The 21485-nt window shown below is 54.9% G+C and carries 20 protein-coding genes; 11 read left to right on the forward strand and 9 right to left on the reverse strand.

From position 1 onward, the window contains the following. Positions 1 to 14: 14 nt before the first annotated feature. The 4 genes from HMPREF9141_RS02195 to HMPREF9141_RS12590 form a co-directional block, all read right to left on the reverse strand. Positions 15 to 806, reverse strand: coding sequence for an HmuY family protein (locus tag HMPREF9141_RS02195; RefSeq protein WP_007366794.1), 792 nt, complete (start codon positions 804 to 806; stop codon positions 15 to 17). Positions 807 to 824: 18 nt separating this feature from the next. Beyond that, positions 825 to 1418, reverse strand: a complete 594-nt coding sequence (locus tag HMPREF9141_RS02200) for a calycin-like domain-containing protein (protein ID WP_007366795.1) — start codon at positions 1416 to 1418, stop codon at positions 825 to 827. After that, the gene (locus HMPREF9141_RS02205) at positions 1415 to 1897 is read right to left on the reverse strand and encodes a hypothetical protein (protein ID WP_040554149.1); all 483 of its coding nucleotides are present in this window, start codon (positions 1895 to 1897) and stop codon (positions 1415 to 1417) included. The genes HMPREF9141_RS02200 and HMPREF9141_RS02205 overlap by 4 nt, the downstream gene beginning before the upstream one ends. A gap of 445 nt (positions 1898 to 2342) precedes the next feature. Further along, positions 2343 to 2531 carry a PG1828 family lipoprotein gene (locus tag HMPREF9141_RS12590; protein WP_007366797.1) on the reverse strand — a complete coding sequence of 63 codons (189 nt, stop codon included), beginning with the start codon at positions 2529 to 2531 and terminating at the stop codon, positions 2343 to 2345. Between the two features lie 341 nt (positions 2532 to 2872). Between HMPREF9141_RS12590 and mtaB the strand changes: the two genes are divergently transcribed. From mtaB to HMPREF9141_RS02225, 4 genes are all read left to right on the forward strand, one after another. Then, positions 2873 to 4225, forward strand: coding sequence for a tRNA (N(6)-L-threonylcarbamoyladenosine(37)-C(2))-methylthiotransferase MtaB (gene mtaB, locus HMPREF9141_RS02210; RefSeq protein WP_007366799.1), 1353 nt, complete (start codon positions 2873 to 2875; stop codon positions 4223 to 4225). Next, entirely contained in the window at positions 4222 to 5262 is a 1041-nt protein-coding gene (locus HMPREF9141_RS02215) for a glycosyltransferase family 2 protein (RefSeq protein ID WP_007366800.1), read from the forward strand. Before mtaB ends, HMPREF9141_RS02215 begins: the two co-directional genes overlap by 4 nt. Before the next feature lie 108 nt (positions 5263 to 5370). Then, complete coding sequence (locus HMPREF9141_RS02220) at positions 5371 to 6183, forward strand: gliding motility protein GldB-related protein (RefSeq protein WP_007366801.1); 813 nt, start codon at positions 5371 to 5373, stop codon at positions 6181 to 6183. A gap of 196 nt (positions 6184 to 6379) precedes the next feature. Further along, entirely contained in the window at positions 6380 to 6706 is a 327-nt protein-coding gene (locus HMPREF9141_RS02225; protein WP_007366803.1) for a hypothetical protein, read from the forward strand. A gap of 32 nt (positions 6707 to 6738) precedes the next feature. Here HMPREF9141_RS02225 and HMPREF9141_RS02230 read toward each other — a convergent pair whose 3' ends face one another. The 5 genes from HMPREF9141_RS02230 to HMPREF9141_RS02250 all read right to left on the reverse strand — a co-directional run bounded on the left by HMPREF9141_RS02230 (position 6739) and on the right by HMPREF9141_RS02250 (position 13365). After that, the gene (locus tag HMPREF9141_RS02230) at positions 6739 to 7662 is read right to left on the reverse strand and encodes a DNA/RNA non-specific endonuclease (protein ID WP_040554354.1); all 924 of its coding nucleotides are present in this window, start codon (positions 7660 to 7662) and stop codon (positions 6739 to 6741) included. 124 nt (positions 7663 to 7786) lie between these two features. Continuing rightward, positions 7787 to 8038: a type B 50S ribosomal protein L31 gene (locus HMPREF9141_RS02235; protein WP_007366805.1), complete on the reverse strand. Its 252-nt coding sequence runs from the start codon at positions 8036 to 8038 to the stop codon at positions 7787 to 7789. A 129-nt stretch (positions 8039 to 8167) separates the two neighbouring features. Next, positions 8168 to 9511 carry a choice-of-anchor J domain-containing protein gene (locus HMPREF9141_RS02240; protein WP_007366806.1) on the reverse strand — a complete coding sequence of 448 codons (1344 nt, stop codon included), beginning with the start codon at positions 9509 to 9511 and terminating at the stop codon, positions 8168 to 8170. A gap of 23 nt (positions 9512 to 9534) precedes the next feature. Then, complete coding sequence (locus HMPREF9141_RS02245) at positions 9535 to 10770, reverse strand: DUF5689 domain-containing protein (RefSeq protein ID WP_007366807.1); 1236 nt, start codon at positions 10768 to 10770, stop codon at positions 9535 to 9537. Between the two features lie 21 nt (positions 10771 to 10791). After that, positions 10792 to 13365: a porin family protein gene (locus HMPREF9141_RS02250; protein WP_007366808.1), complete on the reverse strand. Its 2574-nt coding sequence runs from the start codon at positions 13363 to 13365 to the stop codon at positions 10792 to 10794. Positions 13366 to 13655: 290 nt separating this feature from the next. Between HMPREF9141_RS02250 and HMPREF9141_RS02255 the strand changes: the two genes are divergently transcribed. The 7 genes from HMPREF9141_RS02255 to gcvPB all read left to right on the forward strand — a co-directional run bounded on the left by HMPREF9141_RS02255 (position 13656) and on the right by gcvPB (position 21446). Beyond that, positions 13656 to 14699 (forward strand): endonuclease/exonuclease/phosphatase family protein, encoded by a 1044-nt coding sequence (locus HMPREF9141_RS02255; RefSeq protein WP_007366809.1) that lies wholly within the window; start codon positions 13656 to 13658, stop codon positions 14697 to 14699. Between the two features lie 282 nt (positions 14700 to 14981). Continuing rightward, on the forward strand, positions 14982 to 15566 hold the full coding sequence (locus HMPREF9141_RS02260; protein WP_007366810.1) for a uracil-DNA glycosylase family protein: 585 nt from the start codon (positions 14982 to 14984) through the stop codon (positions 15564 to 15566). 35 nt (positions 15567 to 15601) lie between these two features. Continuing rightward, the gene (udk, locus tag HMPREF9141_RS02265) at positions 15602 to 16228 is read left to right on the forward strand and encodes a uridine kinase (protein ID WP_007366811.1); all 627 of its coding nucleotides are present in this window, start codon (positions 15602 to 15604) and stop codon (positions 16226 to 16228) included. Positions 16229 to 16838: 610 nt separating this feature from the next. Continuing rightward, positions 16839 to 17924: a glycine cleavage system aminomethyltransferase GcvT gene (gene gcvT, locus HMPREF9141_RS02270; protein ID WP_007366812.1), complete on the forward strand. Its 1086-nt coding sequence runs from the start codon at positions 16839 to 16841 to the stop codon at positions 17922 to 17924. Positions 17925 to 18037: 113 nt separating this feature from the next. After that, the gene (gene gcvH, locus HMPREF9141_RS02275; protein WP_007366813.1) at positions 18038 to 18418 is read left to right on the forward strand and encodes a glycine cleavage system protein GcvH; all 381 of its coding nucleotides are present in this window, start codon (positions 18038 to 18040) and stop codon (positions 18416 to 18418) included. A gap of 201 nt (positions 18419 to 18619) precedes the next feature. Then, on the forward strand, positions 18620 to 19930 hold the full coding sequence (gene gcvPA / locus HMPREF9141_RS02280) for an aminomethyl-transferring glycine dehydrogenase subunit GcvPA (protein WP_007366814.1): 1311 nt from the start codon (positions 18620 to 18622) through the stop codon (positions 19928 to 19930). 25 nt (positions 19931 to 19955) lie between these two features. Continuing rightward, positions 19956 to 21446, forward strand: coding sequence for an aminomethyl-transferring glycine dehydrogenase subunit GcvPB (gene gcvPB, locus HMPREF9141_RS02285; RefSeq protein ID WP_007366815.1), 1491 nt, complete (start codon positions 19956 to 19958; stop codon positions 21444 to 21446). Positions 21447 to 21485: the final 39 nt, after the last annotated feature.

The following is a 21485-nucleotide window of genomic DNA, read 5'->3' on the forward strand; positions in this document are numbered from 1 at the left end:
CGGTCATGGGTAATTTAATACGGATACTTGTAATTGATCGTCAGCCAGCACTTGGCGCCTTCGGCGTTCATATAGTTCTCCAGCTGCACGGCGGCATAGTTGCCGTTCTTCATCCGGATGATGAACACATGGCTGTTCATGGTGAAGGCCGGCGGCATGGGCGGTATGTCGAGCCGGAGCCAGGTGGAGAGCACCTTGTTGATCTTGATGCCCTGACAGCCGATCAGGCTCTGGAGCATCTGCGACTGGTCGGTCCACACCTCGTTCTCGCTCCATTCGTCGGGCTGGAAGGTCGCACCCAGGAAGTCGATGCTGCTCTTCGGCAGTTCGCTCATCGATTTGTAGTTGGTTTCCAGCACGGCTCCGCCGTTCGTCCGCACGTTGTTGCGGTGGAAGGCGATGCTCCACGACGGCGGCTCTTCCTGTGCATCGGCAGGCGTGAAGGAACGCTTCTCGTTGACCGAGATGCCCTTCCCGAAGACATCGAACCAGTAGGTGTAGATACCTGTCTGGCCGTCGCCTGCACCGCCCGACAGCGTCGTCGGGATGGGGAAATGGGCGAAGCGGGTCTGCGCCTTCAGCAGCCCTGCGGTGTCCTTCTGCTCTATGTACGTGCGCAGCGAGTCGAAGTCGACATAGTACCAGTCTTTCCAGCTGGTGGCATCGACGAGCAGCTGTCCCTCCGTGACGGTCGGAGTGGCCGGCACTTCATCGTAGATACCGTCGAAAACGCCGTTGCAGGCTGTCGCCGTCAGTAGGACGGCAACGCCTGCAAGCGTGTCTAAGATATGTTTTCTGAGGTTCATGTCTCCCTCTTTATGCGGTTACTGCTTTGTGCCGGTAAATGTGCCTGAAATCTGGAAAGGCATTTTCCCCATCTGGTAGGTGTTGCTTACTGTCAGTTTCCCGTCAGCGCCTTTGGTAATAGTGACCTTGCAGATTTCATTGTCAAATGTATATTCCTTGTCGCTGATCACCGTTCCATTGTCATTCTTGATGATAAGGTGGAATTTGATGTTGTCGTCCTTGTAGGCCTTGATGAAAGCTTTCTTGCTCTCGTCATAAGGAATCTTGCTGATGGTGTAAGAACTCAAAGTGAGGTTGCCCATCACGGTTTTCTTGAAGGTTTCCTCCGGAACTGTCAGATTGACGGTACCGTCTGCATTGGCAGTTACCTTGTAGGTAACGGCTTCAGAAGAAGTATATGAGAACAATCCACCCACACTTATTTTGTCTTCCCCCTTGTAGCTCCCGGCGAAATTGTCTGTCAGGGATGCCGGTACGAACTGTACGTTTGTGATTTCGCTTGCCTGGAATGTCACCTGTGTGCCGTCAGCCTTGTTGATGACAACCTTCTGTGCCTGTACGGCTGCGGTACTCAAAAGCGATACGATTGCTAAAGTAAAGAACTTCTTCATTTATTGATAAATTTAAATGTCTTGTTTGATGATTTTACGATGAACACACCGGTCTGTCCGTTGAGAGGAGCCTCTACGGAGCCGCTCTGGCTCACACGGGCGCTGCTTACGAGCTGTCCGTTGACGGTGTAGACTTCCACACGGCTGCCCGGCTTCAGGCCTTCTCCTCTTATGGAAGAACTGCTGAACGAAAAGACGGCATGGGTCTCTTCACCGCCGGCGGTGCTGATGCCGGTGGGCTGTTCGGCGAACTCGAAGGTCACCATGTCTGCCAAAGGATATTCCACCGTCTGGCTGCCGGCTTTCAGGACGAGCTTGTCGGCCGCAAAGGTGACGGTCGGCTTCTCGGAGAGGGCAAAGGTCGTGGCCGCACCCGCTTTGTCAGTCACCTTCACATAGTCGGCCGCGGCGGCAGAGACTGTCCCCGCCGATAGCAGCAGCGTGACGGCGAATGTCCGGAATAAATTTTTAAATCTCATGTTTCTGATTCTGTTTATTAAATTTAAACTCAGCTGCAAAGTTATCAGAAATCGGTCAACGGCACAATACCCATTTGTTATGATTTTATTCCGTGTGGGCATTCCGGTCTATACCCATCATGACCATCCTCTCCGTCTGTCAGCATGGCTTTTGATGCTGTTTGAATCCCACTGACAGTCAAAGGATTACGATACTGCCTTGAAAAGGTGCTTAGTTGCATTGCAGAAGGGCGTTACTTGCCATGCAAGTAACGCCCTTCTGGCCCTCAATTAAGCCTTGTCTGAAAATCATCCGGGGCTTGTCTGTTTTTCGGCTCTGGTCTGCCTGTCTCCCGGGTGGCTGATCTGTGCGGACAAGGGAGCGGACCTCAGCCCCCTTAAAACGAGAAAACCGCAGGACGGAAGTCCTGCGGCCAATTTCTCTCTTTTTCTGTTCGTTCTGTGCTTACTTGGCAACAGAGTCTGCAGCAGCGCTATCCATAGGAGCGGCAGCTGAGTCCTGAGACAGGCTGTCAGAATCCTGCTGAACTGAATCTGCAGTAGAGTCAGCGTTCTGAGCTGGCTTAGAGTTGTTACCACAAGATGCGAAAGAGATAGCTGCTACAGCTACGAGTGCTAAAACTAATTTCTTCATTTTCTTTGCTTTTTAAATCTGTAAAACAATCATTTGTTTGTTAAAACGATGCAAAGGTAAGTATTTTTTTTATTCGGCAATCATTTTTTAAGTACTTTTTTTATCTGCTTTTGTAACAAATATACAATATACTGATAATCAGCATGATATAGACTTTAAACAAATGTTAAAGTTCTTGGTGTGTGCCTGCACAACTCCGAAATCACCCGTTTTATACCATATATACCGATTCCCCGGACAGGCCGGAAAGCCGCCGCCTGTACCCTCCCCTCCCTCCTGAAGGCGCAAACGGAGGCTTTTCTTTGGTTTTGTCTTCATTTTACCGTAACTTTGCACACAATATGATCGATACAGCAGCATTCCAGGGCAAGACGGCCCGTTTCTATACATTAGGGTGCAAACTCAACTTCTCGGAGACGAGCACCTTCGCGCGTACCTTATATAATATGGGCGTGCGGGAGGCGAAGAAAGGCGAACAGGCAGACATCTGTCTGATCAACACCTGTTCGGTTACGGAGGTCGCCGACCACAAATGCCGGCAGGTCATCCACAGGATGGTACGCCAGAATCCCGGTGCGTTCGTCATCGTGACAGGCTGCTACGCCCAGCTGGAGAGTGCCGCCGTAGCCGGGATAGAGGGTGTCGACCTGGTGCTGGGGAGCAACGAGAAGGCCGACCTCATACAGTACCTCAGCGATGCCTGGAACAAGGTGGAGGCGGGGAAAGAAACGACGGAAGGACAGGCAGAGTACCACTCGGTCAGGACGAAGGACATCAGGAGTTTCCAGGCGAGCTGCTCCCGGGGCAACCGCACCCGCTACTTCCTGAAGGTGCAGGACGGCTGCAACTACTTCTGCACCTACTGCACGATCCCCTATGCCAGGGGCTTCTCGCGCAACCCGACGATCGCCTCGCTTGTCAGCCAGGCGGAAGAGGCGGCACGTGAGGGCGGCAAGGAAATCGTCCTGACAGGCGTGAACATCGGCGACTTCGGCGAGACAACCGGGGAAAGTTTCCTCGACCTCGTCAAGGCACTGGACAGAGTAGAGGGCATCCGGCGGTTCCGCATCAGTTCGCTGGAACCCGACCTGATCGATGACGACCTGATCGCCTACTGCGCACGGTCGCGTGCCTTCATGCCCCATTTCCACATTCCGCTCCAGAGCGGTTCTGACGAGGTGCTGAAACTGATGCACCGCCGTTACGACACCGCACTCTTCGCCCACAAGATACGGTTCATCAAGGAAATGATGCCCGATGCCTTCATCGGCGTGGATGTCATGGTGGGCTCACGGGGCGAGCGTCCGGAGTATTTCGAGGACTGCTACCGCTTCCTCGACTCCCTGCCGGTCACCCAGCTCCATGTCTTCCCTTATTCCGAGCGTCCCGGTACGTCGGCGCTTTCCATTCCCTACGTGGTGGACGACCGTGAGAAGAAGCGCCGTGCCCACAGACTCCTGAAGCTCTCCGACGAGAAGACACGGGCCTTCTATGCCGCCCGCATCGGACAGGAGGCGGACGTGCTCTTCGAGAAGGCGGCGCGCGGGAAGGCCATGCACGGCTTCACGGACAACTACATACGGGTGGAGCTGCCGCCCGGCCAGGCCCGGGAGGAATACGACAACCAGATTGTCCGTGTGCGGCTGGGGGGCTTCAACTTCGACCAAAGCTCACTAAAAGCAGAACTCTTATGAAAACTGCAATCGTCATACTGAACTGGAACGGCCGCTCCATGATGGAGCGGTACCTTCCTTCCGTGGTGGAGTTCTCACGCGGAGAAGCGGAAGTCATCATCGCCGACAACGCCTCGACAGACGGCTCCGTGGCATGGCTGCACGCACAGTACCCCCGCCTGCGGGTCATTCCGTTAGACCGCAACTACGGCTTCGCCGAAGGCTACAACCGTGCGCTCAGACAGGTGGAGAGCGAGTACTACGTACTGCTGAACAGTGACGTGGAGGTGACGCATCACTGGCTGACGCCGCTGATCGAGGAAATGGATGCCCATGAGGACATCGCCGCCTGCCAGCCGAAACTGCTCTCCATGGCAGACCGGGATGCCTTCGAGTATGCCGGCGCGTCGGGCGGATTCCTCGACCGCTACGGCTACCCCTTCTGCCGCGGGCGCATCTTCGACACGGTCGAGGATGACAACGGACAGTATGACAACAACGAGGAAATCCTCTGGGCGACAGGTGCCTGCATGATGATACGTGCCCGGGACTACTGGGAAGCGGGCGGACTGGACGGCCGCTTCTTTGCCCACAATGAAGAGATTGACCTCTGCTGGCGGCTGCACCGGATGGGGAAACGTATCTTCTGCTTCCCGGAGAGCTTTGTCTATCATGTGGGAGGGGGGACGCTGCCGAAGTCGAATCCGCGCAAGACTTTCCTCAACTTCCGCAACAACCTGACGATGCTGTGGAAGAACCTGCCCGAGGACGAGCTGCGCCATGTGATGCGGGTGCGCTGGTTCCTCGACTATCTGGCGGCTTTCCAGACACTCATCATGAACGGAAACTGGGGCGACTGCAAGGCAATCTTCTCTGCACGCCGTGCCTTCAGGCGGTGGCGGCATGAGTTTGAGCGGATGCCGGAAACGGCTGTCCCGGCAGCTCCGGAGAACACGGGACGCATGGCGGACTGCACGCAGGACGGCCGCAAGAAGTATGCTGTCCTCTGGCAGTATTATGCGAAAGGGCGGCGGCACTTCAGTACACTGTCCGACTGAAGGAGGGGCTTTCTCCGGCTGAATTTTAACTTTTTTAGCAAAACGCTTGCATCTGAAAATACTTTTTATTAATTTTGCAAACAACACTCAAATATTGTAAAACGATCCGTGAGGCATCTCTATTACATATTGCCACTTGTCCTGTTCATCTGTTTCGGCTGCCAGTTCAAGCTCCCTTCCGACAACGAGAATGGCAATTCTCTGCTGCTGGAGGTAGACCGCTACGACCGGCTGGAGTACCGTTACCTCACGACAGGCGACTTCTCGGCTCTGCAGCAGATGAACACGGAATATCCGATAGAGACCCGTACACTGATAGAGGATGTGGTGAAGATCGGCGAGATCACGGATCCTGACATCAACTCGAAGTTCCTGAAGTTCTACCAGGACACCACGCTCCAGTCGATGATCGCCGCAGTGGAATCGGAATATGCCAACACGGGCGACCTCGACCACCAGCTGAGCACCGCCTTCAACCGGCTGAAACAGCTGCTGCCTGACATTGAAGTGCCGAAGGTCTATACACAGATCTCCGCCCTGGACCAGAGCATCGTAGTGGGAAACGGGACGATCGGCATCTCGCTCGACAAGTACCTCGGTCCTGATTATCCGCTGTATGCCAGATACTATTCCCCCTCGCAGCGCAAGCAGATGTCACGCGAATACATCCTCCCGGACTGCCTGACCTTCTACCTCATGAGCATCTACCCTCTGCAGCGCTTCGAGACGCGGCCGCAGCTGGAACGCGACCTGCACATCGGGAAGATACAGTGGATCGTCAACCAGGTGATGACGAGACGCATCTACCACAGCCGGTACGAAGAGGCGGTGGAGACATTCATGAAACAGAACCCGAAGACGACGTATGAGGATCTGCTCCGCATGACGGACTTCTCCCGTTTCAAGGTGCAGGAGAACTGAATCCTTCCATCCGGCATGAACCGACGGCTTCCTCCGCACTGCCGGAAGACGGCCGACACCGGGGCGGCACAAGAAAAGAAAGAGGATGACAGAAAAAAACAGCAACAGAAGATGCGGACGCACATTCTGTTACTGCCTGACACACAAGAAGCTTTCACATCACAGAAAACCGGGTGAAAGCGCATGAAAAACAATTATGGCCGGCAAGATCCCAACAGCAGGAACCGCCATGTGCGATTTTCCCTCCGGCAGGCTGTTTCCTATGGTTTCAGGGAAAACAAGCTATCCGATTCATCCGACAGGCCGCACCGGCTTCCGGCAGCACGGCACTTTCACGGCAGGCGAACAGCCTTCCGGCATCCCGTCGCATCCGTGCCGGCCGTCAACACGCCCTGTGTTCTCCGTCCGCACAGCCGGTGCCAAGCACCGGCACACTGCTGACGACAGGAGAGACGGCTCTCCCCCGTCGCAGGGCTGCCGGCCGGCCGATACGGGAAACGTTTCCCGGACAGCCGGCCCATAGCCCCCCAACGCCCCGAGGACGGAAGAGGGGGGCTACCGTATGCTCCAGCTGCGGATCATCTGTTCCGCCGTCTTGTTCTCCACGTTACGCTCGATGTCGTCGGGCAGATTGCAGAAGAAGTCGATGCCGGTCCGTCCCTCGAGTTCTTTGATGCTGACGACGTAGGGGCTGAGAGCAGTGCCGGGATTCCCCTCATTCCTGAACCAGAAACCGATGGCCTTGTACTGCCAGTCGTCCTGTCCTCTGACCTTGTATTTCATCAGGGCGGCAGAGAAGAAATAAGCGGGGACTATGAACCGGTTTCTGATGTAGCTGAACTGCCCCTCCCGGTCTATCGTTCCGCCACGGCAGATAAACAGGGTGTCTTTCAAACCAACGGAGAAGGTGATATAGGTTCTCATCTTTCTCTCCATGACCTCCCAGATACCTGCATTGAAGTCGTGGACCTGCGGCTGCATATTGCTCAGATAGAAGGTCTGATCGTTGGACTCCCGGCTGTTCACCCTGTCCTGTGAGGGGCAGAGGTGTCCGTGGTCGTAGCCCGACCCCCGGTAAGGGTCGTAAGTGAAGAAGGCATTGGCCGGCCAGAGCGGATCCATGGGATAGAGGTCGCGGCTCTTCTGGTCCTTTCTCCTGACGGCTTTCTTTGCGTTGCCGGCATAGATCTGGTAGCAGGTCCAGCGGTTCGACTTCTTCTCCACATCCCATTCCACGCTGTAGTTCACCTCCCCGTCGCTGAGCCTGTGGGTGAGGATGACGCTCCTGCCGCCTTTCAGCTTCGGAAATTCCAGCCGGTGGGTCGCCGGCTGCGGGTCAAGGAAGTTGGCGTTGGCATTGTCAGCCAGTCCCTCTTTCCGCCCTGTGCCGGCAGAACCATCATCCTCCTTGCTGCATGAGGTAAAGGCGGTGAAGGCAAGGAGTGGAAAGAAGACGGTGATCATTCTTGTTCTGTTCATTGTTCTGTCTTTGTCGGATGAGGTTATGAAGCGCATCTCGTTGAAAGCAGAAGTGCGGACAGACGCATATGCAACTACGTCTGTCCGCACTCCATGTAAACTTTATCGAAGGGGTATTGCCCGATTACTTCTTCAACTTACCGTAACGGCTCATGAAGCGGTCGACACGACCGGCTGTATCGACAAGTTTGCTCTTACCAGTGTAGAACGGGTGAGAGGTACTTGAGATTTCGACTTTTACCACCGGGTAAGTTTCGCCTTCAAACTCTACTGTCTCTGAAGTCTTGCATGTAGACTTTGTAAGGAACATATCGCCGTTGGACATATCCTTGAATACGACGGGGCGATAGTTTTCTGGATGAATACCTTTTTTCATTTTTTATTTATCTGTTTGTTAATAATTCACATTTCGATCCCTGCCCTCCCAAGCAGTAAAGGACAGATACTTAACAGGGTGCAAAATTACGAATAATTCTGCACCCTGCCAAATATTTCAAGTTGTTTTTTACTTCACTTCCACGTCCTTGATTTCCCATGTACCTGCGGCATTGGCACCATCGCAGGCGTAAAGGAAGCCGATGCGGACGGTAGACTGGCCGGCATATGCCGAGAGGTCACAGGAGGTGGCAACAAACTTCCAGTCCTTGGCAGGATAGGTCGACAGGGGGACATCATTCCAGGTCGTTCCGTCGGTAGAAACCTGTACCTTAAAGTTGCTGGCGGCATTTGAGAAGTAGTTGCCAGCGACCATGAATGTGAGCGTTGCGGAGGTCCTGCCGGCAAGACTGAAGACAGGCGACTCCAGACGACTCTGTGCAGCATAGTCGGAAGTGCCTTTATGCGAAGTGGCCTTCATGTATTTCCTGGAGGCATCGTGTTTCCAGATGTAGGTGAGCTGGGAAGGCAGGCTGATGTCGTTGACGGTGAAGTTGTCCATGCCGGCATCGAACTTCGCCGTAAGCGCCGCGACAGATGGCTGCGGAGAAGGTGTCCCGCTGATGGAGACGATCTTGCTGCCCTTGTCGACTTCCATGACGACCTGTCCCTGCTTGTTGGTAAAGGACTTGAGGTTTCCTTTGACAACGACGGTCTGACCAGCCTTCAGGTCTTCCTTCGAAGCAAAGTCGGCACCGTTCAGCCCCTTCCCCGAGTAGACTTTGAGAGTCTTGTCCGTTCCGTTGTCAGAGAGGTAGTAGGTAAGGCTCTTGTGGGTTGCATCGTAGAAGTTGACATCAGAGATGATTCCTTTGACGTATGCCTCGCCGCCGGCAGTCTGCCCTGCCTGTATTTTCTGCACGGCTTCAGCCACAGTCCATGCCGTCGCCTCCGTGTTCAGGTCGGCAGCAGGCGTATCCTCAGCTTTCTTGCCGTTGAGGGAGTAAATATAGTTGCCCTGCGTGAACTCCTTGGTACCATTGAAGTTGACGAGCTTCCCGTATACGACGACCTTGTCGCCGGCCTTGAGCCTGTCGGCCGCCGTAAACTTCTTGTTCCCCAGGTCGTAGCCGCGGTAAACCGTCAGCTGACCGCTCGCCGTACCGTCATCTGAGATATAATAGGTGGCATTGCCGTAGTTCGTCGCATCGATTTCCTTGACGCTCACGATGGTTCCGGAGACATACACCTGCTTGTCGAGGTTCTGTCCCGCCTCGATGTATTTCAGTGCAGCTGCCACGTTGAAGGGGTCAGCCTCCGTGCCGGAACCCTTCGGATCGGCAGCGGGCTTGGGGGTCGGGGTGACATTGCTGTCGTCAAAGTTCATGCTGTAAGGTGCCGGAACATCCTCGCAGCCTGTGAAGGCGGTGGCAGTCAATGCCAGTGCCATCATGGAAAAAATAATCTTTTTCATATTCGGTTTTATTATTTGTCTTGTTAGTTAATGGAGATGATCTTGCTGCCCTTGCCGACCTGTGGCGTAGAGGTAGCCTCATAATAATCCAAAGTGCCGAGGATAACGACCTTTTTCCCCACACTGATCTGCGATGCCGACGTGAACTTGTCGCCATTCAGATAGAAGCCGCGGAACACCTGCAGCTGGTTGGCCGTCGTTCCATCGTCAGACAAGCAGTAGCGTGCGTTGCCATACTTGAGTGACACCTCGTCGATCTGCGAGATGATACCCTTGATATAGTAGGGCGTGGCATCCTTCTTGTTCAGCTTCGCATAAGCCAGCGCCCGTGTGATGTCCAGAGGCCTGCCCTGCGTGCCGTCGCCCTTGCCGGGGAGTCCTTTGAACGGGTCTGTCTTCTCTGCGGATTTGATATCGTCAAGCGAGCGAATGAGGATTTCCCACTGGTTGTTGAAGCGTTTGAAGATACCGGTGATGTCCACCTTGCCTGCCGGTATCCTGCTGTTGGCGAATTTGGCGAAGTTGCTGTTATAGACAATCACCTTCTTTCCGTCCTGCTCGTTCAGCGTCCAGCTCACGCTGCCCGCGCCGCCATTCGCATCGGCGAAAGTGCTGTCCACCTTCGGATTGTTGCTGCTCTTGAAACTTACATTGCGGAGAATCCCGAGCCTGCCGCCGTCCGCATCGAGGCTCCATGTGGTGACATTGCTGCCGACGGCGAACTCCGCCGGTTCCACCTTGTTGCCCGTCGAGAGGATCTTGCAGTGCCGGTCCCATGTGAAACGGCTCATGCGGCCGACAAAGGTCGCACCGTTCTTGTTGGTTGTCGGCACACCGATTTCAGCCTGCTTGCCATAGTTGCCGACATAGAGATCCTTCAGACTGACAAGAACTTCCGTACCGACCGGCAGCGAGCCATGCAGTCCGCCTTGTGCGACAGCCACGATGACGGCTCCCGTTGCGTCCTGCAGAGCCAGTTCCTGATAGATGTTCCCATCAGCGTCAGAACTGGTGACAATACCTTTTATCTTGATGTCGTCAGCGACTTTCGCATAGCTGTCGCCGTCCCGGTAGTCGGTGGCGAGATAGGTCGCATACCTGCTTTTCAGCTGTGCGATGGTGATGACATTCGTTTCGGTCAGTTCGTTGTTTCCGAAAGGCGCCGGTGCGTTTGCATCCGGCTCGGCGTAACTGTCGCCCATGCAGGATGCAAAGAGGGCGCAGACAGCGGCCATCGTAATGATTTTCAGTTTCTTCATAACTGTTCTTGTCAATTAGTTTTAGAATTTATAAGCAATGTTCAACATGCCGTTGATGCCGTTCACATAGTACTTCTTCGGATTGCGGTAGAAGTCGTAGGCACGGGTCGTCGCCTCGCCGGTCGTCCTGTTGACGGTATAGTTGCTGCGGCTCTGCTCGTAACCTCCGCTGACGATCTTCCGGTTGTTCAGCAGGTTGGTGACCATCAGGTTGACGGACAGACTGCCATGGCGCAGGTAGATGCTCTTGCCGACAGAGGCGTCGAGCATGAAGCCGCCCTTGCCCTCACTCTGTGCATACGGCGTGTAGTTGCCGTCGGCATCCATGCCCCCGAGAGCCGTGCCCATAGTGCGGAGCGTGCTGCCGTAACGGAGACTCGGCGCATAGGAAAGGTAGATGCGGTCGTAGTAATTGCCGCTCAGGTCGATGTACCATCCCGCCTTGTGGAAGCTCAGAATGCCGCTGTAAATGCTCAACGGGGTGCTTGCCTCGTGCATTCCCTTGTTGTAGACGACATCCCTGTTGTAGGTGCTCTTCGTAGAGTTCAGGTAGACCACATCCGCATTGTTGGCATTCTCTGCTTCGCTCCATGTGCCGAGCGCCTTGAAGTTGAGGAAGCTGGTGAGTTTGAAGTCAAGACCCAGCTCAATGCCGTAGTAGTTCTTCCTCATGTTCGTCATGCTGACATACGTGAAGGAATTGGCATCATCGAAGTAGAAGTTCTGCCACTCGGTCACGTGGGTCATGTGGTTGTAATAACCGCTGACATTGGCATGCAGCCAGCTGCCGGAATACTGGTAGCTGAGCTCGCTGGAGAAGATGCGCTCGTTGCGGAGGTCGAGCACGAAGTCGTTGTTCATCTCCGGAGAGGCGAAGGCCGTGCTCGCATTCGGCGCACGGTGCTCATAGCCCAGGCCGAGGGAGAATGCGTTGCCGCCGCCGAGTGTCAGCGTGGCATTCGTCTTCAGTCCTCCCGACACGAATTCCGCATGCCGGCTCCTGCCGTCGGAATTGTCAGCGAACATACCGTTCCGCATGTGACCGACACGGTACATGTTGTCGTACCCGATCCTGCCAGCCACCATGTAGTGCAGTTTCCCGAGGGTCTCGGTGTAGCTGGTCCACAGCTGGCCGCGGCGTACATTGATGTTGTAGTCATAGCCGAACCGGTCGCCTTCATAGACGAGCTTGCCCAGTCCCAGCGTACCTGCCGTGTTGAGGTCGTACTGGATGCGCGGGTCATTGGCGGCATAGCTGCCGATGGCGTAGGTATTCACGTTATGGAAGCTCCGGGCACCCAGCAGGTCCTCCATCGTCTGATAGTGCCGGGCAAGGTTCTGTCCGAGGAGGAAGCCGACGTTGACCACCCTGTTCTTCCCGACATGGCCGGTGAGCGTAGACGAGAGGGACACCGTCATGTTGTCATTGTGCTTTGCCTGTACATAGTAGAGGGCATCCTCTCCGTTGGCGGCTGCCTGACGGTTGGCATAGTAGAGACGATCCCACTGGATCTGCCGGTTCTCCTTGCTGCCCCACCACTCTACGGCCGTCTTCCAATCGGCATACGCCTGTGCGGTACGGTAGCGCGCATTGCCCTCGCCCCACACGTCGTAATAGCTGCTCGGGAGATTCTTCCAGTAGTCAGGCTGCGGGTTGTCGCTGTTGTTATAATTCAGCTTCGTGCTCTTGTACATGGAGTATTTGGCGAAGAGGCTTGTCGTCAGCTTCGTCTTCTTGCTGATGTCCCAGTCCCAGGTGAGGACGGCGGAAGGTGCGAAGTCGTTTACCACACGGCTGTTGCGCCTGTGACCGTTCTGATAGCCCCAGTAAGGATTGTACTGGTAGTCGTTGGCGAGCCAGTAGGCCTCATCCGTACTCGCACCCTGTGAGGCACGCTCGGTCGGATTTCCCCAGGTGGACAAAGACAGGGAATGGCCGTTGTTCCACTTCTTCTGCACGCCGAAGTAGTAGGACAGGGAGTTGTAGAAGGTCCCCTCGACGTAGCCGCGGTTCGCCCAGCGGTAAGCCACGCTGGCCGCCACCGCCCAGCCTCTGGCATTGAAGCCGCTGCCGTAGTTGTACATGCCGCGGAGGGTATAGTTGCGGTTGGCAGCGGAAAGGGTGACACGGTGTCCGGCTGCCATCGACCCGGCACGGAAGTCGTAGTTGTTGCTTCCCGCCAGCCCCGTCATGGAGAAGCTGTTGTCCTCGAAGGGAAGCGCGAAATCAACGTTGCGTGTCTGCTGGTTGATGCCTCCCACCATGGAATAGCGGAACTGCCCGCTTTCCAGGTCGTTCACGGGGGCGCCGTTGATATAGATGTCGTTATACTTCTGGTTCAGCGCACGGTAACGGAAGCGCATGGGAGAATACAGGAACCCCACCTGTGAAGCATAGACGTTACTGTTCGAGTTGAGGATCGTGACGTTGTCGTTCATGTCGTTGTCCTCGCCCAACTGCGCCTCGGTAAAGGTAAACGCTTCCTCGTCCATGGCATGGGCCGTCTGCTCCTGCTTGCCCGCGTGGGTGTTCTGTGCGACCACCAGCGACGAACTGCACAGTGCCAGCACGGCGAGTTTCAGCTTTTTCTGCATAGTAGATTACATTAATATATGTTATACTTTGCGTGCAAAGTAACAAAATAAATTTTAAAAAGGAAAGACTTTTTGATTAAATTTTCAGGAATCATGCCTAAATCTCGGATTAATTACCGATATTTGCAGATCCAATAAGAAGATAAACGAAACACGGCACGTGTCGTCCGGCACGCCTGCCACCGGGACAGACGACGGCGGACCGGCAGCACGGATGCCGCTGCGAACGTCACCGGACACAGCCCCTCATGTCTGAAACCTCTAATTACGAACTACAACATTTAACAAGAATGAGAAAGTTACTATTTGTTCTTTTCTGTACCGTCCTCCTCGGTACGTCCGCCTCGGCGCAGAAGAAGTTTTCCGTTTACGCCGTCGGCTTCTACAACCAGGAAAATCTGTTCGACTGCACACACGACGAGGGGAAGAACGACTATGATTTCACACCGGACGGAAGTTACCATTGGAATGAGATGAAGTACACACACAAGCTGCACAACATGGCGACCGTACTGTCCGAGATGGGGACGGACGTCCTGCCGAAGGTGGGATGTGCGCTCATCGGCCTGGCGGAGGTGGAAAACGACCATGTCATGCGCGACCTCGTCGCCCAGCCCGAACTGGCGGCCCGCGGCTATCACTTCGTACACATCGAGGGACCCGACCACCGCGGCATCGACTGCGCCCTGCTATTCAATCCGAAGTTCTTCACGATCCGTAACACGAAACTGGTGCCCTACGTGTACGACCTGCCGAAGGACAGCACCCGTGCCACCCGCGGATTCCTTACGGTCAGCGGCACGATGGCCGGCGAACACGTGACGGTCGTCGTATGCCACCTGCCGAGCCGCGGCGCCGATTCCTACTACCGGGAGCTGGGCGGCAGACAGGTCAAGGCGCTGAAAGACTCCCTCTTCCGCGACGACAAGGACGTGAAGGTGATCGTGATGGGCGACATGAACGACGACCCGACGGACAAGAGCATACACGACTGCCTGTCGGCAAAGGCTGAAATCAGCGAGGTAGGACCGGGCGACATGTACAACCCCTGGTACAACGTCCTTGTGAAAGAGGGGACAGGCACCTTGCAGTATCAGGGCAAGTGGAACCTCTTCGACCAGATCATCATGACGCCTAACCTGCTCGACAAGGAAGGCAAGAAGGACTTCAGGGAACTGAAATTCTGGAAGAACCAGATCTTCCGCCGCGACTATCTCTTCCAGGAGACAGGCAAATACAAGGGGAACACCAAACGTACCACGGCCGGCGGCGTATGGCTGGACGGCTACTCCGACCACCTGCCGGTTGTCACTTATTTTGTCAAGGAGCAGTAAAGAGCCCCTGCCCAACAGTGGGAATCCCGGCCGCCGTCCGCAAGCCCGCTTATGACGCACGCCGCCCGGGAGGCTTTGCAGGACCGTGAGGATTCCCGGCCGGCGGCCGGGAATCCCCGTCCTCCTTTAGAGAGAAGAAACCGGACGGACGGTGTAACGGAAACAGGGGCCGGACAGCCGCTGCGGCAACTGCCCCCCGTATCTCTCCGCACCCGACAGATACATCAGGGCTGCCCCCTTTGACTCCCCATCACTCCTCTAATCCTATTCTCAAAAGAAACAATGGAAACAGAAACCCATCCCTTCGAACCATGGCTGCCCGCCAATGCCCGCCTCCTGCTGTTAGGGACTTTCCCGCCTGCACCGAAGCGGTGGTGCATGGAATGGTACTACCCCAATTACACGAACGACATGTGGCGCATCTTCGGCCATGTGTTCTTCGATGACAAACAGCATTTCGTGGACGAAGAGAACAAGACCTACCGGCTGGACCTGCTCAAGCCGTTCCTGAAGGAGAAAGGCATTGCCATCTTCGACACGGCACTGCGCATCCGACGCACCACCGGCACCGCCTCCGACAAAGACCTGGAGATCATAGAGCCGGCCGACCTCGACGGCATGCTCCAGGCCCTCCCAGAGTGCAAGGCGGTACTGGCTGCCGGACAGCTGGCGACAAAGGTTTTTACGGATCATTACGGGATTGATGCACGCAAGATGAAGATGGGAGACCACAAGGAGTTCCGCTTCGGACAGCGCGTCATCCGCCTGTACCGTGAGCCGAGCAGCAGCCGCGCCTACCCCATGAAGGTGGAGAAGAAGGCGGAATACTACAGGCAGATGCTGGCAGAAGTGGGAATCCTGAAGTAAGCCGACTGACGACAGAAGAACAAAAAACAGAGAAAATGAAAGACAAGACAACCATCATCGGAATAGCCGGCGGAACCGGTTCGGGGAAGACCACCGTTGTGAAGAAAATCGTCAAAAGCCTTCCGCCCCATTATGTGGCCGTCGTCCCGCTGGACTCTTATTACAATGACACCACGGGGCTTACTGACGAGGAGCGAAAGGCCATCAACTTCGACCATCCCGACGCCTTCGACTGGAAACTGCTGATCAAGCAGGTCAACGAACTGCGTGAGGGGAAGGCCATCGAGCAGCCCACGTACAGCTACATCCTCTGCAACCGACTGCCGGAGACCATCCATGTAGAGCCGAAACCCGTCATCATCGTCGAGGGAATCATGGCACTCAGCAACAAACGCCTGCGCGACATGATGGACCTCAAGATCTTCGTCGACTGCGATCCTGACGAACGCCTCATCCGCAACATCCAGCGTGATACGATAGACCGCGGACGTACCGTCTCGATGGTGGTAGAACGCTATCTGGAAGTGCTGAAGCCCATGCACGAACAGTTCATTGAACCGACAAAGCGGTATGCCAACCTGATTATCCCGCAGGGAGGCGAGAACGTGAAAGGCATCAATATCCTCTGTAAATATATCGAGGGACTGATGCCGAAGAAATAGGCGAGAGGGGGGGCGAAGGATTCTCCCGCCCCCGGCCGTGCCGGCAGTGGACACCAGCCGTGTTGCCGGTGAACACCCGCCGTGCCGAGGCTTCGCGCGATCCGACAAGCATTACCGGTTCTTCTGAGCCGGCAGGACTCTGCAGAGCTCTCATACCGCCTGGGCATTTAACGGAAAAAGACAAACGGCACCTGTCCGCCGGACAGCATCTGCCTGCGTTTCAGGCGGCATTCCCCTGCCCTTCAAATGACTCCCGGCCGGACTTCAAACGATGCCTGTCCGGACTCCAAGTACAGTATTCTCCATTTCGGATGACATTTTGCCACCTAAGCCGACACAGGCCTGACCTTACGCCCGTTACACCCCGCAAAATCCTTACATCTTATTATATTACAGCCCCGTAACATACGAATCGATAACGAAAAAGGCTTAAATTCAGGGATATATAACCAAAGCGTCCTCCGCTTTTATTTTATTAACATCATTTTATCTGATTTTCTTTTGTGTCTTCATTTCTTTTATCTATATTTGCACGCAAACATAAACCTAAGCCAGTTTAAACATAACCGTTACTGCCAGGAGAAGAACAAAATTTAAAGCCTAAACAAATATGACAAACAAAAGAACTTGCCTGTACGACAAACACGTTGCATTGGGCGCACAGATGACCCCATTCGCCGGTTTTGACATGCCTATTCAGTACACCGGGATTATCGACGAGCACAATGCGGTGCGGGAGCACTGCGGTGTCTTCGACGTCTCCCATATGGGAGAGGTGATGGTTTCGGGGCCGGAAGCGGACAAATACATCAACCACATCTTCACGAACGACGTGACAGGACTGCCGGCCGGGAAGGTGCTCTATGGAATGCTCTGCTATCCCGACGGAGGCGTGGTGGACGATACCTGCATCTGCAAACTCGACGAACAGCTCTTTCTCATGACCATCAATGCCGCCAATATCGACAAGGACATGGCATGGATCGAGCAGAATGGAAAGGGTTTCAATGTTGTCATCGAAAACAAGAGCGATGCCTATGGCCAGCTGGCGATACAGGGGCCGGAAGCCGAAGAGAAGATGGAGAAAGTGCTCGGTCTTGCCTGCAAGGACCTGAAATTCTACGAAGTAAAACAACAGGAGAAAGACGGTGAAAAAGTCATTGTCTCCCGCACCGGATATACCGGTGAGGACGGATTTGAGGTCTATGGAACACCGGGATACATCGTCAAGGCATGGGACAAGCTCATGGATGCCGGCGTGAAGCCGTGCGGACTGGGCTGTCGTGACACGCTGCGTTTTGAGGTCGGACTGCCGCTCTACGGCGACGAACTTTCCGACAAGATCTCACCGGTCATGGCAGGCCTTTCAATGTTCGTGAAGTTCGACAAAGAGGAATTCATCGGCAAGGAGGCGCTCCTGCGTCAGAAGACGGAGGGTGTCACCCGGCGTCTGCGCGGCATCGAGCTGGAAGGCAATGCCATCCCACGCCATGGCTACAAGGTACTCAAGGACGGCAAGGAAGTAGGGGAAGTCACCACAGGCTACCGCCTCATCTCGACCGAAAAGAGCTGTGCTGTCGCTCTGGTAGATGCCGCCATCAAGATGGGGGACAGTGTCGAAGTGCAGATCCGCAAGAAGACTTTCCCCGGCACTATCGTCAAAAAGAAATTCTACGAGAAGCACTACAAGAAGTGAAATGAAGTGAGGTGAGACATAGCCCCGATAGCCGCGTACCATTCCCCATCACCGCTTATCACCGCCTATCACCGCCTGCAAAAAATAAAACCCATCTTAAAAGAAAACATATTATGGCAAAAGTTATTGAAGGACTCTACTACTCTGAGTCACACGAATTTGTGAAAGTCGCTGGAAACACCGGCTACATCGGAATCACCGACTATGCCCAGCATGCTCTGGGCAACATCGTCTACGTGGATATGCCCGAGGTAGATGACGAGGTAGAAGTCAACGAAGACTTCGGCGCTATCGAGAGCGTCAAGGCTGCTTCCGACCTCAAGTCTCCCGTTTCAGGAAAAGTCATCGAAGTCAATGAGGCACTGGAAGATGAGCCGGGCTTACTCAACAAGGACGCTTTCGGCAACTGGATCATCAAGGTCGAGCTTTCTGATACTTCCGAGCTGAAAGACCTCATGGATGCCAAGGCCTACGAGGAGTTCTGCGCAAAATAGTCTCCTCACGAGAAACCATGGGACGGGGTAGACGGTGACGCATGAAGGGGGCAAGCCTGCCTTCACGCATCACCGCCTATCACTGCTTATCACCGCCTGCCCTCTCCTATCACTACCTATCACCGCCTACCCTCTCCTATCACCACTCATCCCCGCCCATCCCCGCCTACCCACAACCAACCTAACCAATCCCTAAGAACAATGAACCACAAGTTTTTACCTCACACCAATGAGGATATCCAACAGATGCTCGACCGGATCGGCATCAAAGACCTCAACGGTCTCTATGCAGAAGTTCCAGAAAGCATCCGTTTCAAGGGAGACTACGACCTCCCGGAAGCAATGAGCGAGTTGGAAATACGCGCTTTCTTCGAGAAACTCGGACAAAAGAACAGTCTCTTGACCTGCTTTGCAGGCGGCGGCGTGTACGACCACTATGCGCCGAGCGTCATCCCAAACCTCCTGAGCCGGTCAGAGTTCCTCACCTCCTACACTCCCTACCAGGCTGAAATCTCACAGGGAACACTTCATTACATCTTCGAGTTCCAGAGCATGATCGCAGAACTCACAGGCATGGACATTGCCAATGCCTCCATGTATGAAGGGACGACAGCCACGGCAGAAGCCATGATGGCAGCATTCCACAATTCCAAGAAAGCCGATACCGTACTGTATTCCGAGACCTTGTCCGAGAACATCATCGGTGTTCTCAAGACGTATGCTCATTTCCACGGAGTGACGCTCAGACCGGTCAAGGCCGAAGAGGGGGTGACTTCCCACGAAGAACTGAAGAAACAGGTTGAGGCCGGAGGAGTAGCCGGCGTCATCGTACAGCAGCCGAACCGCTACGGTATCATCGAAGACTTCACCGGCTTCGCCGATACGTGTCATGACAAGAAAGCGCTGTTCATCGTCAACAGTGTGGCTTCCGACCTGGCCCTCCTGAAGACACCTGGGGAATGGGGAGCAGACCTGGCCGTAGGCGACATCCAGAGCCTCGGACTGCCGATGGCCTTCGGCGGCCCTTATGCCGGCTATATGTGCTCGACGGAGAAACTCATGCGCAAGCTCCCCGGACGCATCGTCGGAAAGACCTGCGACAGCCGTGGCCAGCGCGTATTCGTACTTACACTGCAGGCACGCGAGCAGCATATCCGCCGCCAGAAAGCCACCTCCAACATCTGTTCCAACCAGAGCCTGATGGCACTTTATGCAACCATCTACATGAGCATCATGGGGAAAGAAGGCATGAAAGAGGTCGCCCAGACCAGCTACGACGCTGCACATTACCTCTGTGAACAGCTCACCGCCACAGAAAAGGCAAAGCTCGTCTACGACAAGCCGTTCTTCAATGAGTTCCTCGTACAGATGAAGGAGCGCGACGCCTTCTTTGACAAAGCGGTCAGGAACGGAATCCTACCGGGCATCAAGGTCGATGACGACAGACTGCTCATCGCCGTGACAGAGAAACGGACGAAAGAAGAGATCGACACGCTTGTCGGATTATTATAGTCAACCATCCTAAACCTAAGCAACAATGAACAACAAACTATATGGCAATCTGATATTCGAATTGTCGCATCCAGGCAGACGTGCCTACAGCCTTCCGGAAAACCGATTCGGGCATCATCCCTTGCCCGACGCCTGCAGAAGGGCCAAAGATGCCGAACTGCCCGAATGTGACGAGATGACGGTCGTACGGCACTATACCAACCACAGTGAAAACAACTTCGGCGTTGACAACGGATTCTACCCTCTCGGTTCCTGTACGATGAAGTACAATCCTGTCATCAACGAGGAAATCTCATCGTTGAAGGCCTTTACCGACCTTCATCCACAGCAGCCCGTCGAAACGGTGCAGGGAGCGTTGGAGGTGGAATACAACATCCAGCGCGCACTGGCCTCCATCACCGGCATGGCGGATGTCACACTCAATCCTTACGCCGGCGCACACGGCGAGCTGACAGGGCTGATGATCATCACGTCCTACCACCAGCAGCGGGGGGACACGAAGCGTACAAAAGTCATCGTACCCGACTCTGCCCATGGCACCAACCCGGCTTCCGCAGCAGTATGCGGACTGGAAGTCGTAGAGGTGAAGAGCACACCGGAAGGACTGGTAGATGTCAACGACCTCAGACCGCTCTTAGGGGACGACATCGCCGGAATGATGATGACCAATCCCAATACCCTGGGACTCTTCGAGAAGGACATCCCGGAAATAGCAAAGCTCGTGCACGACTGCGGCGGTCTGCTGTATTATGACGGGGCGAACCTCAACCCGCTGCTGGGAGCCGCACGCCCTGGCGACATGGGATTTGACGTCATCCACCTCAACCTCCACAAGACCTTCTCTACACCGCATGGCGGCGGCGGCCCGGGGTCAGGGCCTGTCGGGGTCTGCGAGAAACTGATCCCCTTCCTGCCCAAACCTCATGTCATCAAGACAAAGGAGGGCTTTGCCATCGAGGACTGCAGACTGACCGAAGAATATTCTACGGCAGACAACCGGATAGGCGGCTATCTGGGCAACTTCCTCATCATCCTGCGTGCATACACCTATATCCTCTCCCTTGGCAGAAACCATATCAAGGAAGTCGGGCCGCTCGCCACGCTGAATGCCAACTATATCAAGGAGTGCCTGAAAGACGACTACGAACTTCCCATCGACACGCTCTGCAAGCATGAGTTTGTGTTCGACGGACTGAAGGACAAGAGCACCGGCGTGACGACCATGGACGTAGCCAAGCGTCTGCTCGACTACGGCTACCATGCTCCGACCATCTACTTCCCGCTGCTTTTCCACGAGGCTATGATGATCGAGCCGACCGAGAGCGAAAGCAAGGATACCATCGACGGCTTCATCAAGACGATGCACGTCATCGCCAAGGAAGCCCGCGAGACACCGGAACTTGTCAAGGAGGCTCCTCACAGCACGCCTATCGGACGGGTAGACGATGTCCTGGCTGCCAAACACCCTATCCTCACTTACCGCCAGCTCATCCATGACATGGAGTCGGAAGAATAAGGACGGGACGACAGGAATCCTACACAATGAATACCATCA

The organism is Prevotella multiformis DSM 16608, from assembly GCF_000191065.1.
GTDB lineage: Bacteria > Bacteroidota > Bacteroidia > Bacteroidales > Bacteroidaceae > Prevotella > Prevotella multiformis.

Excerpts from the sequence above, each read along its gene's own strand:
- HMPREF9141_RS02260 (WP_007366810.1), top strand. The coding sequence starts at position 14,982 with ATGGAAACAGAAACCCATCCCTTCGAACCATGGCTGCCCGCCAATGCC.
- HMPREF9141_RS02255 (WP_007366809.1), top strand. The coding sequence starts at position 13,656 with ATGAGAAAGTTACTATTTGTTCTTTTCTGTACCGTCCTCCTCGGTACG.
- HMPREF9141_RS02240 (WP_007366806.1), bottom strand. The coding sequence starts at position 9,511 with ATGAAAAAGATTATTTTTTCCATGATGGCACTGGCATTGACTGCCACC.
- HMPREF9141_RS02200 (WP_007366795.1), bottom strand. The coding sequence starts at position 1,418 with ATGAAGAAGTTCTTTACTTTAGCAATCGTATCGCTTTTGAGTACCGCA.
- HMPREF9141_RS02245 (WP_007366807.1), bottom strand. The coding sequence starts at position 10,770 with ATGAAGAAACTGAAAATCATTACGATGGCCGCTGTCTGCGCCCTCTTT.
- HMPREF9141_RS12590 (WP_007366797.1), bottom strand. The coding sequence starts at position 2,531 with ATGAAGAAATTAGTTTTAGCACTCGTAGCTGTAGCAGCTATCTCTTTC.
- gcvPB (WP_007366815.1), top strand. The coding sequence starts at position 19,956 with ATGAACAACAAACTATATGGCAATCTGATATTCGAATTGTCGCATCCA.
- HMPREF9141_RS02195 (WP_007366794.1), bottom strand. The coding sequence starts at position 806 with ATGAACCTCAGAAAACATATCTTAGACACGCTTGCAGGCGTTGCCGTC.
- mtaB (WP_007366799.1), top strand. The coding sequence starts at position 2,873 with ATGATCGATACAGCAGCATTCCAGGGCAAGACGGCCCGTTTCTATACA.
- HMPREF9141_RS02250 (WP_007366808.1), bottom strand. The coding sequence starts at position 13,365 with ATGCAGAAAAAGCTGAAACTCGCCGTGCTGGCACTGTGCAGTTCGTCG.
- gcvT (WP_007366812.1), top strand. The coding sequence starts at position 16,839 with ATGACAAACAAAAGAACTTGCCTGTACGACAAACACGTTGCATTGGGC.
- gcvH (WP_007366813.1), top strand. The coding sequence starts at position 18,038 with ATGGCAAAAGTTATTGAAGGACTCTACTACTCTGAGTCACACGAATTT.
- HMPREF9141_RS02230 (WP_040554354.1), bottom strand. The coding sequence starts at position 7,662 with ATGAACAGAACAAGAATGATCACCGTCTTCTTTCCACTCCTTGCCTTC.
- udk (WP_007366811.1), top strand. The coding sequence starts at position 15,602 with ATGAAAGACAAGACAACCATCATCGGAATAGCCGGCGGAACCGGTTCG.
- HMPREF9141_RS02225 (WP_007366803.1), top strand. The coding sequence starts at position 6,380 with ATGGCCGGCAAGATCCCAACAGCAGGAACCGCCATGTGCGATTTTCCC.
- HMPREF9141_RS02235 (WP_007366805.1), bottom strand. The coding sequence starts at position 8,038 with ATGAAAAAAGGTATTCATCCAGAAAACTATCGCCCCGTCGTATTCAAG.
- HMPREF9141_RS02215 (WP_007366800.1), top strand. The coding sequence starts at position 4,222 with ATGAAAACTGCAATCGTCATACTGAACTGGAACGGCCGCTCCATGATG.
- gcvPA (WP_007366814.1), top strand. The coding sequence starts at position 18,620 with ATGAACCACAAGTTTTTACCTCACACCAATGAGGATATCCAACAGATG.
- HMPREF9141_RS02205 (WP_040554149.1), bottom strand. The coding sequence starts at position 1,897 with ATGAGATTTAAAAATTTATTCCGGACATTCGCCGTCACGCTGCTGCTA.